Annotated in this window: 8 protein-coding genes; all 8 read right to left on the reverse strand. The window is 46.7% G+C overall.

Going from position 1 to position 14534, the window contains the following annotated elements:
• Positions 1-73 precede the first annotated feature (73 nt).
• Positions 74-1906, reverse strand: coding sequence for a glutamine--fructose-6-phosphate transaminase (isomerizing) (glmS, locus tag EDC16_RS04055; protein WP_132965674.1), 1833 nt, complete (start codon positions 1904-1906; stop codon positions 74-76).
• Between the two features lie 29 nt (positions 1907-1935).
• Positions 1936-2700: a DeoR/GlpR family DNA-binding transcription regulator gene (locus EDC16_RS04060; protein WP_132965675.1), complete on the reverse strand. Its 765-nt coding sequence runs from the start codon at positions 2698-2700 to the stop codon at positions 1936-1938.
• 171 nt (positions 2701-2871) lie between these two features.
• A complete protein-coding gene (locus EDC16_RS04065; RefSeq protein WP_084256904.1) occupies positions 2872-3144 on the reverse strand; it encodes an HU family DNA-binding protein in 273 nt (90 codons plus the stop codon).
• 162 nt (positions 3145-3306) lie between these two features.
• Positions 3307-3897, reverse strand: a complete 591-nt coding sequence (locus tag EDC16_RS04070) for a YjaG family protein (RefSeq protein WP_132965676.1) — start codon at positions 3895-3897, stop codon at positions 3307-3309.
• Between the two features lie 3 nt (positions 3898-3900).
• The gene (gene hemE, locus EDC16_RS04075) at positions 3901-4974 is read right to left on the reverse strand and encodes a uroporphyrinogen decarboxylase (protein WP_132965677.1); all 1074 of its coding nucleotides are present in this window, start codon (positions 4972-4974) and stop codon (positions 3901-3903) included.
• Positions 4975-4986: 12 nt separating this feature from the next.
• Positions 4987-5775 (reverse strand): NAD(+) diphosphatase, encoded by a 789-nt coding sequence (gene nudC, locus EDC16_RS04080; RefSeq protein WP_132965679.1) that lies wholly within the window; start codon positions 5773-5775, stop codon positions 4987-4989.
• 124 nt (positions 5776-5899) lie between these two features.
• Positions 5900-10129 carry a DNA-directed RNA polymerase subunit beta' gene (gene rpoC, locus EDC16_RS04085; protein ID WP_132965681.1) on the reverse strand — a complete coding sequence of 1410 codons (4230 nt, stop codon included), beginning with the start codon at positions 10127-10129 and terminating at the stop codon, positions 5900-5902.
• An 86-nt stretch (positions 10130-10215) separates the two neighbouring features.
• Positions 10216-14247 carry a DNA-directed RNA polymerase subunit beta gene (gene rpoB, locus EDC16_RS04090; RefSeq protein WP_132965683.1) on the reverse strand — a complete coding sequence of 1344 codons (4032 nt, stop codon included), beginning with the start codon at positions 14245-14247 and terminating at the stop codon, positions 10216-10218.
• Positions 14248-14534: the final 287 nt, after the last annotated feature.

The raw sequence follows: 14534 nt of genomic DNA on the forward strand, positions 1-14534 counted from the left end.
TGAGCCATTAAAAAAACCGCACTTTAGGTTTCAACCCCAAAGTGCGGTTTGCTTGTGATAAAGGCGAATTGGCTTATTCCACTGTCACCGCTTTTGCCAAGTTACGTGGTTGATCCACATCGGTGCCTTTGATTAAAGCCACATGGTATGCCAGCAGCTGCATTGGCACGGTATAGAAAATCGGTGCCACGACTTCGTCCACCTCCGGCATGGTGATGATTTTCATATCCGGTGTAGAATTAAAGCCGGCTTTTTCATCGGCGAATACATACAACTGACCGCCACGGGCACGCACTTCTTCAATATTAGATTTCAGTTTTTCCAGCAATTCATTGTTCGGAGCCACCACCACCACCGGCATATCCGCATCAATCAAGGCTAACGGACCGTGTTTTAACTCACCCGCAGCATAAGCTTCGGCGTGGATATAGGAAATCTCTTTCAATTTTAACGCCGCTTCCATCGCAATCGGGTAGTATTCGCCACGCCCTAAGAACAGGGTATGGTGTTTCTCGGCAAAATCTTCTGATAATTTTTCAATGGCACCATCAAACGCCAACGCTTGCTCGATTTTTGCCGGCAGGCTTTGTAACGATTTGATGATTGCACGCTCTTTTTCAGCCGAAATATTGCCGTTTAATTTGCCGATCGCCAGCACCAATAATAACATCGTCGCCAATTGAGTGGTAAAGGCTTTGGTCGATGCAACCCCGATTTCAACCCCGGCACGGGTCATAAACGCCAAGTCGGATTCGCGCACCAGCGATGAGCCGGAGACGTTACAAATTGTCATTGCCGACATATAGCCTTTCTCTTTGGCAAGACGCAATGCCGCTAAGGTATCGGCGGTTTCGCCGGATTGCGACAGGGTCAGCAACAGGCTGTTCGGGCGAGTGACGAATTTACGATACCGAAATTCAGAGGCGATTTCCACATCGCAGCTGACCCCAGCTAACGCTTCGAACCAGTAACGTGCCGCCATGCCGGAATTGTACGAGGTACCGCACGCCACAATTTGTACGTGTTCTACTTTTTCCAAAATCTCACGTGCGCCGTTGCCGATGCTTTCGATAATGACGCTGTCATTGGCGATCCGCCCTTCCAGCGTATTGACAATCGCAGTCGGCTGCTCAAAAATCTCTTTTTGCATAAAATGACGGTATTTGCCTTTTTCAGCAGCATCATTTTCCAGGTTGGATTCGTGCACCTGACGCTCAACCTTCTCACCGTCACGGCTATAAATATCAATGTTACGGCGGCTGATTTCAGCAATATCACCCTCTTCCAAGAAGATAAAACGGCGGGTCACGCTTAACAGCGCCAGTTGATCGGACGCCAAGAAGTTTTCGCCCAAACCTAAGCCGATCACCAACGGACTGCCGGAGCGCGCCGCAATCAGGTGTTCCGGCTGTGCACGGTGCAACACCACCATGCCGTAAGCACCGATCAGTTGTCGCACGGTTTTTTGTACTGCTTCCAGTAAGCTGGCTGAAGTGCGGTTTTCCCATTCGACCAAGTGAGCAATCACTTCGGTATCGGTTTGCGAAGTGAAAACGTAACCACGCGCTTTCAAGCTTTCGCGCAATTCTTCATGGTTTTCGATAATACCGTTATGCACCACCGTAATTTCGCCGGAAACGTGCGGGTGCGCATTGGCTTCCGACGGCTCGCCATGGGTCGCCCAACGGGTGTGTGCAATCCCTGTGCCGCCGATTAACGGCTGTTTGGCAACGGCTTCGTCCAGCGCTTTCACTTTACCTAAACAACGCACGCGTTGTAAATTATGCTGTTCATCCACTACGGCAACGCCGGCAGAATCATAACCACGATATTCCAAACGGTGTAAACCTTCAATTAAAATTTCTGCTACATCACGTTGAGCAACAGCACCTACGATTCCACACATATTTTTTCCTTTGTTTAATCAATAATAAATTAGTTAGCCAAAACTACTTCAACATCATTGGCTTCGATCTTTTGCTTCATCTCTTGGCTGATTTGATTATCCGTCACCAGAACATCGATCTGCTGCCAGTTCAGCTCCAAATTTGGCATTTTACGTCCAATTTTTTGTGATTCGACCATCACCACCACTTCCCGAGCCGTTTCTGCCATCACCCGGCTTAAACCGACCAGCTCGTTAAACGTTGTGGTGCCACGCGCCAAATCAATGCCGTCTGCACCAATAAACAATTGATCAAAATCATAAGAACGCAACACCTGCTCCGCAACCTGTCCCTGAAAGGATTCAGAACGGATATCCCATGTACCGCCGGTCATCAGTAAAGTAGGCTCGTTTTCCAATTCGGTCAGTTGTTTGGCTACCGCTAATGAATTGGTCATCACCACCAAGCCTTGCTTCGGGTTCAGCTGTTTGATCAGTGCTGCGGTGGTACTACCGGAATCAATAATAATCCGGTTATGATCGCGAATCCGTGCTGCTGCAACTTTGGCAATCGACAGCTTATCTTTTGAAAACGGTTCATCATTTTCATCAGTCAAAATCTCAGCCGGCATTAATACAGCCCCGCCGTAACGACGCAACAGTAAACCACTATTTTCAAGTGCGGTCAGGTCTTTACGGATAGTCACTTCGGAAGTACTGAAATGCTGCACTAGTTCATCAACTGAGATTTCACCACTGGCTTGCAAGCGTTGCATTATCAAATGGCGGCGCTGTGAACTATTTCGTTTTGACATTTTACCCTACTAAAAAAAGCCTCATAAGTTTCGGTTCGAAATAATATCGAAACAGATTCAAAACTTCAACTATTCTTTTATCAAATAGAGTAAAAAAACAGATATTGTCAAATTTCAGGTATAAAAAAACCCCTGTCGCCAGAGGTTCTTATCACACAAAATTCAATTCTATTATTTGATAGCATCTTTTAATGCTTTACCGGAAACAAATGCCGGCACTTTAGCCGCTGCAATTTGGATTTCCTGTCCGGTTTGTGGATTACGACCGGTACGGGCTTGTCGTTGGTTCACTTTGAAAGTACCGAAACCGATTAATTGAACCGGATCGCCTGCCTTCAAGCTGTCAGTAATTGCAGTTAAAGTCGCTTCTAAAGCTGCTTTAGCTTGTTTTTTGTTTAACTCTGCAGCAGATGCAATTGCATCAATCAGTTCTGCTTTATTCATAAGATAGTACCCCTTGTTATTGATGTTTAAGTTAAGCTTTTGTATGGATTGAATATCTGGATATTCTTGGTGCAATAGCTGTCTAAAAACAGTAACCTAAGATTAATCTAAGTTGCTTGAGATTGAAAGCTATAAATCATTAAATTCAGCGAAAAATCACACTTAAAGGTCAATTTTTATACCGATATTGCTAACTGCCTCTTCGCGTAATTCATTTTTAAGACTCAGCAGCAATTCAACATCTCGTTCTTCCGCTTCATTTAAGGTGCGGTAAATCAGCCATTGCACGTCTAATTCTTGTTGAATCTCTGCCGACTCTTTAAGTTCCTTTTCATTTAAAGTGCGGTCTTGTTCGGTTTCCAACAGAGAAGCCACTGTCTGCAGTGACAATTTACTGACCAAAATCGCCTGTTCTAAGCTTGATCCGGAAATAATGGTATGTAGCACTTGTGACAAACCTTCGCAGGCATCTGCCGCAGGAATAACACCATAAGAATCGTATTCATTAATATCCGGAATAATCGCTTCCAGCTTCTCCAGTTGCGATTCAAAATTAATTTTAGCCCCTTTAACTGTCAAATATTCCCAAACCAGATTGAGAATATTGTGATACACCTTGCTGTCCTGCATTTTATCCTGCATTTGGCAAAACAGCTGAAAATTGGGATACATTCTTTCGCACAAACACAACATAAACGCCAAATGCTGCCAAGTTTCAAAATGTTCCAAGCGTTTTTGAATCGGGTTACGCATCTGTTATTTCTCCGTTGCGTGGTAGTGCTGTGAAAAACGGTGCACCGCATCAACCAGATATTTCGGACTGTCCGGCGAGACATCTTGATGAATGCCGTGTCCCAAATTGAACACATGTCCGCTACCTGCGCCAAAATCTTGTAAGGTTTGCTGCACTTCCTGTTCAATCCGTGCTTGATCGGCATACAGTACGCTCGGGTCGATATTCCCTTGCAAGGCGACCTTATGTCCGACTCGGGCGCGTGCTTGCGCTAAATCTACCGTCCAATCCAAGCCCAGCGCATCACAACCGGTTGCTGCCATCGCTTCCAGCCATAAACCTCCGCCTTTGGTGAACAGCGTCACCGGTACACGACGACCACGATAATCACGAATTAAGCCATCCACAATTTTGTGCATATATTGCAGTGAGAAATCACGATAATCACGGTGCGCCAACACGCCACCCCAAGTATCAAATACCATTACCGCCTGAGCGCCCGCTTTAATTTGTGCGTTCAGATACAAAACGACGCTATCTGCCAGTTTATCCAACAGCTGGTGCAACAAGTGCGGTTCAGCATACAACATTTTTTTAATTTTGGTGAAGGCTTTGCTACTGCCGCCCTCGACCATATAGGTCGCCAACGTCCACGGGCTGCCGGAAAAACCGATCAGCGGCACACTGCCGTCCAGTGCGTTATAAATGGTGCGCACCGCATTCATCACATACTGCAACTCTTGCTCCGGGTCAGGTATCGGCAAATTAGTCACATCACGTTGGTTTTCAATTGGTTTGGCAAATTTAGGCCCTTCTCCGGCGCCAAAACTCAAACCTAAGCCCATAGCATCAGGAATGGTGAGAATATCAGAAAACAGGATTGCCGCATCTAACGCATAACGGCGTAACGGCTGCAAGGTGACTTCGCATGCCAACTCCTGATTGCGGCACAGCGACATAAAATCCCCAGCCTCGGCTCTGGTTGCCTTATATTCCGACAAATAACGTCCGGCTTGACGCATCATCCAAATCGGCGTCATATCAACTGGTTGGCGCAATAACGCGCGTAAATAACGATCATTTTTTAATGCTGACATTTTTCTTCCTTATTAGGGCTGTTGTGCTTCATCTGCGCAAATTTGCTGACTGAGTTCAATTAGTTTGCGTGCAATCGTGCCGGGTGGCGGCAAGTGCGGTAATCCGGCATCATAGCGAAACCAACCTGCATCATTCAACTCTTCCGGCTGAATCGCAATCTCTCCCTCGGCATAATCTGCCAAAAAACCCAACATCAATGAATTGGGGAACGACCATGGCTGGCTGCCAATGTAACGCAGATTTTTTATTTTCAAACCACTCTCTTCAAAAACTTCTCGCTCTACTGTCTGCTCCAAAGTCTCGCCCACTTCCACAAAACCGGCCAACGTAGTATAAATTTTTTCTTCACGATGGCGTACATGATTTGCCAGTAAAATGGAATCGCCTTTGCGCACTGCCACAATGATCGACGGTGCAATCATCGGGTAAGTGCGGTGTTGGCACTGTGTACATTCGACTGCCCATTCTTGTGGTGTCATTACTTGGGTTTTAGCACCGCAAACCCCACAAAAACGATGGGTTTTCCAAAAATAATTGAGTGCTACGCCACGATTCAGTAAATTGAAAATCCGCTCCGGCAGAATCAATTGATCACGCAACGAGAAATAATTTCGGCTGTCATCAAACTCTTCCACCAACCAGAGTGGCGCATCTTGATATTCGCCGATCACCATACCGCACTTATCGTCTAGCGCTAACTCGTCGGCGGTTCCGAACGGCAATTTGCCGTCCGATAAATAAATATTGCTGCCTTTGGTCAGCAGCCAATAACCAAAATCTTTCGTCTGTAAGCGCTGCATTTGTTCTCCGATAGCATAATTTTGTCGCTATTATAAAGCATTATCACAGCAGAACGCATTAAAAAAGCTAGAAAAAAGCCCAAAGTGCGCTAACACTTCGGGCCTCTGTTTTCAGATACTTCGCTTACTCGAAATCAGCCGACATATTCAGCATTTCAGCCAAATTTGCTGCAGCTTCATCGCTGTCAAACTTGGTTTCGATCTCTTCCAACGGTACGTTTTCTGCCTTAGCCATTTTGTTGCTGTGGCGGTTTTGGTGATAAACATAACCGGTACCTGCAGGAATCAAGCGACCCACGATGACGTTTTCTTTCAGACCACGCAACTCGTCACGTTTACCGGCAACTGCTGCTTCAGTTAACACACGCGTGGTTTCTTGGAACGATGCCGCGGAAATAAACGACTCAGTTGCCAAGGACGCTTTGGTAATACCTAGCAACTCACGCTCGAATTCAACCAACGGCTTACCTTCAGCCTCGCGTTGGCGATTCACAATTTTCACGCGCGCCACTTCCACTTGCTCACCTTCTAAGAATTCAGAATCATGCGCTTGGGTAATAATCGCTTTACGCAACATTTGACGTACAATGACTTCAATGTGCTTATCGTTAATTTTTACCCCTTGCAAGCGGTAAACTTCTTGCACTTCGTTGACGATATATTCAGTCACCGCACGGATTCCGCGCAAACGCAGAATATCATGTGGCGTTTCCGCCCCTTCGGAGATAATATCACCGCGAGACACCAACTCGCCTTCAAACACGTTCAATTGACGCCATTTCGGGATCATCTCTTCATACACTTCACCTTCGCTCGGTGTAATCAGTAAACGACGCTTGCCCTTGGTCTCTTTACCAAACGAGACGATACCGGAAATTTCTGCCATAATTGCAGGTTCTTTCGGTTTGCGTGCTTCGAACAAATCGGCAACGCGCGGCAAACCACCGGTAATATCTTTGGTTCCGGCAGACTCTTGCGGGATACGTGCCAATGGTTCCCCGATATTGATTTCGGCGTTATCGTCCAAGGTGACAATCGCTTTACCCGGCAAGAAGTATTGCGCCGGCACATCAGTACCTGCAATCAGCACCGGATTGCCTTTAGCATCGACCACACGCAACGCTGGACGCAAGTCTTTACCGGCAGTCGCACGTTCACCCACATCCTGTACCACAACGGAAGACAATCCTGTCAATTCGTCGGTTTGACGGCTAACCGTCACACCATCAACGATATCCACGAACTGCACAAAACCTTCTACTTCCGAGATAACCGGCATGGTATGCGGATCCCAGTTAGCGATGATTTCGCCGGCATTAACATCACTGCCGTCATGCTTGCTCAATGTCGCTCCGTAAGGCACTTTATAGTTCTCTTTGGTGCGTCCGAAGCCGTCAATCACCGTCAGTTCAGTATTACGCGAAGTAATCACCAATTTGCCGTCTTTGTTAGTAACGAACTTGGCATTTGCCAAACGCACACTACCGTTATTTTTGATCTGAATGCTGGATTCAGAAGCCGCTCTGGAAGCTGCCCCCCCGATGTGGAACGTCCGCATGGTTAACTGTGTTCCCGGCTCACCGATAGACTGCGCCGCAATAACCCCAACCGCTTCACCATTGTTGATGATATGCCCGCGAGCCAAATCACGACCATAACATTTCGCGCACACACCAAAATCAGTTTGACAGGTTACCACTGACCGCACTTTGATGCTGTCTACCGAGTTGGCGTCAATCACATCGCACAATTTTTCGTCTAACAAAGTATTGCGTGGAATCAAGACCTGATCAGTGCCCGGTACCAGAACATCTTCTGCGACCACACGCCCCAATACGCGTTCACGCAACGCCTCTTTAACATCACCACCCTCGATTAACGGGGTCATGACGATACCTTCTTCGGTACCACAATCGTCTTCGACAATCACCAAATCTTGCGCCACGTCAACCAGACGACGGGTCAAGTAACCGGAGTTCGCTGTTTTAAGTGCGGTATCTGCCAAACCTTTACGCGCCCCGTGGGTGGAAATAAAGTATTGCAGTACGTTCAAGCCTTCGCGGAAGTTCGCAGTAATCGGCGTCTCAATGATCGAGCCATCCGGACGCGCCATCAAGCCACGCATTCCCGCCAACTGACGAATCTGCGCCGCAGAACCCCGCGCGCCAGAATCCGCCATCATAAAGATGCTGTTAAAGGAGGCTTGTTTTTCCGGCACTCCGTCACGGTTAATCACTTCTTCGGTTGACAGGTTTTCCATCATCGCTTTGGCAACACGTTCATTCGCTGCCGCCCAAATATCGATGACTTTATTGTAACGCTCACCGGCGGTTACAAGACCCGATTGGAATTGCTCCTGAATCTCTTCAACTTCACTTTCCGCCGCAGAAATAATTTCATTTTTCTGATCCGGAATCACCATATCGTCAATCCCGACCGATGCACCGGAACGTGCCGCATAGGCAAAACCGGTATACATGATTTGGTCGGCAAAAATTACGCTGGATTTCATGCCCAACAAACGGTAACAGGCATTGATTAAACGAGAAATCGCTTTTTTGCCTAAAGTTTGGTTAAATAACTCAAACGGCATGCCTCTCGGCGCAATCATCCATAAGATTGCACGTCCGATAGTGGTTTCGGTCAGCGTGGTGACCGCTTCAAACTCATTGCTAGAAGATTTTACATATTCGGTGATCCGCACTTTAACCCGCGCATGCAATTCTGCTTGTCCGGTACGGTAGGCTTTCTCTGCTTCCAGTGGATTTTGCAGATACATGCCTTCGCCTTTAGCATTCACTTTTTCACGGGTCATATAGTACAGACCCAACACCACGTCTTGTGACGGAACAATGATCGGCTCACCGTTTGCCGGTGATAAGATATTGTTGGTCGACATCATCAACGCACGCGCTTCCAATTGCGCTTCTAGCGTCAACGGTACGTGTACCGCCATTTGGTCTCCGTCAAAGTCGGCGTTGAATGCCGCACACACCAATGGATGTAATTGGATCGCTTTACCTTCGATCAACAACGGTTCGAATGCTTGGATCCCCAACCGGTGCAAGGTTGGCGCACGGTTCAACAGGATCGGATGTTCACGGATAACATCAGCCAGAATATCCCAAACAATCGCATCTTCACGCTCTACCATTTTCTTGGCAGCTTTGATGGTTGAAGCATAGCCTTGGCTTTCTAATTTGGCATAGATAAACGGACGGAACAGTTCCAACGCCATTTTTTTCGGCAAACCGCATTGATGCAAATGCAGGTATGGACCGACGGTAATAACCGAACGACCGGAATAGTCAACCCGTTTACCCAACAAGTTTTGACGGAAACGGCCTTGTTTTCCTTTGATCATATCCGCAAGGGATTTCAGCGCACGTTTGTTGGAACCGGTGATCGCACGACCACGGCGACCGTTGTCTAACAACGCATCGACCGATTCTTGCAGCATCCGTTTTTCGTTGCGTACGATAATATCCGGTGCAACCAGATCCAGTAAGCGTTTCAAACGGTTGTTACGGTTGATCACACGACGATATAAATCGTTCAGATCAGATGTCGCAAAACGTCCCCCATCCAACGGCACTAACGGACGCAGATCCGGCGGTAGTACCGGCAGCACAGTCAACACCATCCACTCAGGATTGTTGCCGGATTGAATAAAGGCTTCCAGCAATTTTAAACGTTTAGTAATTTTTTTACGTTTGGTTTCAGAGCTGGTTTCTTGCAGCTCTTCACGCAGCGTTTCGCATTGGTGCGCCAAATCCATTTGTTGCAACAAATGTTGGATCGCTTCTGCCCCCATTTTGGCTTCGAATTCGTCCGCCCAACGGTCTTCCGCATCCATAAATTGTTCTTCGGTCAACAGTTGACCGCGCTCCAAGTCGGTCATGCCCGGCTCAGTAACAATATAGCTTTCGAAATACAGCACACGCTCAATATCACGCAATGGCATATCTAACAATAAACCAATACGGGACGGTAGCGATTTTAAGAACCAGATATGCGCTACCGGTGAAGCCAGTTCGATGTGTCCCATACGCTCACGACGTACTTTGGTTTGCGTAACTTCGACACCGCACTTTTCACAGATTACGCCACGATGTTTTAAGCGTTTGTATTTTCCGCACAAACATTCGTAATCTTTAACCGGCCCGAAAATGCGTGCGCAAAATAAACCGTCACGTTCCGGTTTAAACGTACGGTAGTTAATGGTTTCCGGCTTTTTCACTTCACCGAAAGACCATGAACGGATCATGTCGGGAGAAGCCAGCCCAATTTTAATCACATCAAAATCTTCTGAAGATTTCGTTTGTGCTTTCAAAAACTTAACTAAGTCTTTCACAGATTTGCTCCTGTCGGAGTTAAACTTAATTCAAGTGCGGTCAAACCGCACTTGAGCATATTTTATCGTTGCTCAGATGGAAGAGATTAACGATCTTCATCCAGATCAATATTAATCCCCAGCGAGCGAATCTCTTTCAACAACACATTGAAGGATTCAGGCATTCCCGGTTCCATCTGATGTGCGCCGTCCACAATGTTTTTATACATTTTGGTACGACCATTCACGTCATCGGATTTCACGGTCAGCATCTCTTGCAGGGTATAAGCAGCACCATAAGCTTCCAATGCCCATACTTCCATCTCCCCGAAACGTTGTCCCCCGAACTGGGCTTTACCACCCAATGGTTGTTGGGTAACCAAGCTGTACGAACCGGTGGAACGGGCGTGCATTTTGTCATCAACCAAGTGGTTCAATTTCAGCATGTACATATAGCCTACGGTTACCGGACGTTCGAATTTCTCGCCGGTACGCCCGTCAAACAACGTAATCTGACCGGAAGTTGGCAGATCTGCCAATTCTAACAAGCCTTTGATTTCGCTTTCGTGAGCACCGTCAAATACCGGTGTTGCCAACGGCATTCCTTTACGCAGGTTTTGCGCCAAACGCATCACTTCATCATCACTGAAGGTTGCAAGATCCACTTTTTGACTTTCGCCGCCCAAATCATACGCGCGTTGAATATAATCACGTAATTTAGCTACAGATTGTTGCTGTTTAATCATTGCATTGATCTTGTCACCCACGCCTTTAGCCGCCAAGCCCAAGTGTGTTTCCAAAATCTGACCGATATTCATCCGTGACGGTACGCCCAATGGATTCAAGACGATATCGACCGGCTGCCCGTTTTCGTCGTACGGCATGTCTTCAACCGGATTGATTTTTGAGATAACCCCTTTGTTACCATGGCGACCCGCCATTTTATCACCCGGCTGAATCTGACGTTTCACTGCCAGATAGACTTTGACGATTTTCAACACACCCGGTGCTAAATCGTCGCCTTGGATGATTTTATGACGTTTAATTTCCAGTTTGCGTTCAAACTCTTTGCGCAACTCTTCATGCTGCTCTGCCAACTGTTCCAACTGATTTTGTTGATTTTCATCAGCCAAAGACTGTTCCAACCATTGGTTACGGGTCAGCTTATCCAGTTGTTTCTCTTCAATACCGTTATTCAATAACAGGTTACGCACACGAGTAAACAAACCGGCTTCCAAAATCTCCAGTTCTTCCACCAGATCTTTCTTGGCTTGTTTTAACTGCATCTCTTCAATTTCAAGCGCACGTTTATCCTTTTCTACACCATCACGGGTGAAGACTTGTACGTCGATTACCGTACCGGAAACACTGTTTGGTACCCGTAGAGAAGAATCTTTTACATCAGAGGCTTTTTCACCGAAGATCGCCCGCAACAATTTTTCTTCCGGGGTTAATTGTGTTTCACCTTTCGGGGTGACTTTACCCACCAGAATATCGCCACCTTTGACTTCCGCCCCGATATATACGATACCGGATTCGTCCAGTTTGCTCAGTGCTGCTTCACCTACGTTAGGAATATCGGCAGTAATCTCTTCTGCGCCCAGTTTGGTATCACGCGCAACTGCGGTCAATTCTTGAATGTGAATCGTCGTAAAACGATCTTCTTGTACTACTCGCTCAGAAACCAACATCGAGTCTTCGAAGTTATAACCGTTCCATGGCATAAATGCCACGCGCATGTTTTGACCTAACGCCAATTCACCCAAATCGGTGGACGGACCGTCTGCCAACACTTCACCACGCTCAATCGGTTCGCCCAGTGAAATACAAGGCACTTGGTTGATACAGGTGTTTTGGTTCGAACGGGTGTATTTGGTCAGGTTATAAATATCAATTCCTGCTTCGCCCGGTACGGTTTCGTCTTCATTGACTTTAATCACGATGCGTGAAGCATCGATATATTGTACATAACCGCCACGTTTGGCGACCACGGTTACCCCGGAGTCCACGGCTACCGCTTTCTCAATTCCGGTTCCGACCAACGGTTTATCGGCACGCAGAGTAGGCACCGCTTGACGTTGCATGTTCGCACCCATCAAGGCACGGTTGGCATCGTCGTGTTCCAAGAATGGAATCAAGGCCGCCGCCACCGAAACCACTTGTTGCGTGGAGATATCCATATATTGGATTTCATCGGCTTTATACAAACCGGCTTCGCCGTGTTCACCACGACAAGTCACGAAGGTATCGGTAAAGCGTGAATTTTCATCCAAGTTGGAGTTCGCCTGTGCAATCACATATTTGCCTTCTTCAATCGCTGACAAATATTCGATTTCTTCCGTCACTTGCCCGTCAACCACTTTACGATATGGGGTTTCCAAGAAACCGTAATCATTAGTACGTGCATACACCGACAAGGAGTTGATCAAACCGATGTTTGGACCTTCAGGGGTTTCAATCGGACAAACACGACCGTAGTGAGTCGCGTGAACGTCACGCACCTCAAAGCCGGCGCGCTCACGAGTCAAACCGCCCGGCCCTAAAGCAGAAATACGGCGTTTGTGGGTCACTTCCGACAATGGGTTGTTCTGATCCATAAATTGCGACAATTGGGACGAACCAAAGAACTCTTTCACCGCCGCCGAAATCGGTTTGGCATTGATCAAATCTTGTGGCGTTACACCGTCCAAATCGCCTAACGACAAGCGCTCTCTAACCGCTCTTTCAACACGCACCAAGCCGATGCGGAATTGATTTTCCGCCATCTCGCCCACTGAACGAATACGACGGTTGCCTAAGTGATCGATATCATCGACTTCACCACGACCGTTACGGATCTCGATCAGTTTTTTCATCACCATCACAATGTCATCATTGCTCAGGATACCGCTGCCTTCCCCTTCCGGAATATTCAAAGAGCGGTTGAATTTCATGCGGCCAACCGCAGAAAGATCATAACGATCACTAGAGAAGAATAGATTGTCAAACAGCGACTCAGCCGCTTCTTTTGTCGGTGGTTCGCCCGGACGCATCATACGGTAAATTTCAACCAGTGCGCTTAAACGGTCATGTGACGGATCCACTCGTAAAGTTTCTGAAATATAAGGTCCATGATCTAAATCATTGGTGAACAGCACTTCAATATCTTTATAACCGGCTTGGCTCAATTTAGCCAAAATTTCTAATGTAATTTCCGCATTCGCCGCACAGATCAATTCACCACTCTCAAGATCAACATAATCTTTAGCGATAATTTTGCCGACAATATATTCTGTCGGAACCACAACTTGAGAGATTTTATCTTTTTCTAACTGACGGATATGGCGTGCCGTGATACGACGTCCGCGCTCAATATAAACGGTGCCGTTAGCTTCAATATCAAAGCTGGCAGTTTCACCGCGCAAACGCTCCGGCACCAGTTCCATCATCAATTTATTGTCATCAATGCTGAAGTTCACTTTCTCAAAGAACAGCGCCAGAATTTCTTCAGTGGTGTAGTTCAATGCACGCAGGATAATCGTAGCAGGTAATTTACGGCGACGGTCGATACGCGCAAATAAGTTATCTTTCGGATCAAATTCAAAATCCAGCCATGAACCACGGTAAGGAATAATACGTGCGTTATACAGCACTTTCCCCGAAGAATGGGTTTTACCTTTATCGCTGTCAAAGAAAACCCCCGGACTACGGTGTAATTGCGAAACAATAACACGCTCGGTGCCGTTGATCACAAAAGTTCCGTTGTCGGTCATCAATGGGATTTCCCCCATATACACATCATTTTCTTTGATGTCTTTTACCGTACCCGGTGCAGCATCACGATCGTAGCTGACTAAACGCAGTTTAACTCTCAACGGCGCAGAATAAGTTGTCCCACGGATTTGACATTCACGGACATCAAATACTGGTTCACCTAACTTATAGCTCACATATTGCAATTCAGTGCTGCCGTTATTGCTGACAATCGGAAACACTGAGCGGAACGCCGCTTCCAGTCCTTGCTGCCCTTCCGGATCTTGCTGAATAAATTTATCGAAAGAATCGATTTGGATTGTTAATAAATAAGGTACATTTAAAACTTGTTGACGTTTGCCAAAGTTTTTACGAATACGTTTTTTCTCGGTATAGGAGTAAACCATAGGGTTCCTCTGCTCGCTGATCGGTGACCCAAAATTCGCGCACACTTGCGATCAAATTAACAAGGTGGCAATGCTATCGATACCGTTTGTTGGTACCGCACTTTCACTTTTTTGCCGAATAATCACCGGCAAAACTTCTGGTGCAGGCTCGATAAAATCAATAATCACTATTTTATCAAGCAGTTATAGAAATAAAAAAACGGCATATTCACTTCTATTTTTTAAAGGCACAAAATGGCTAGCAGTCTAAACCGCTAGCCATCCGCCTATAACAGGCTATAAACCTA

The organism is Testudinibacter aquarius (genome assembly GCF_004342725.1).
Taxonomy (GTDB): Bacteria; Pseudomonadota; Gammaproteobacteria; order Enterobacterales; family Pasteurellaceae; genus Chelonobacter; species Chelonobacter aquarius.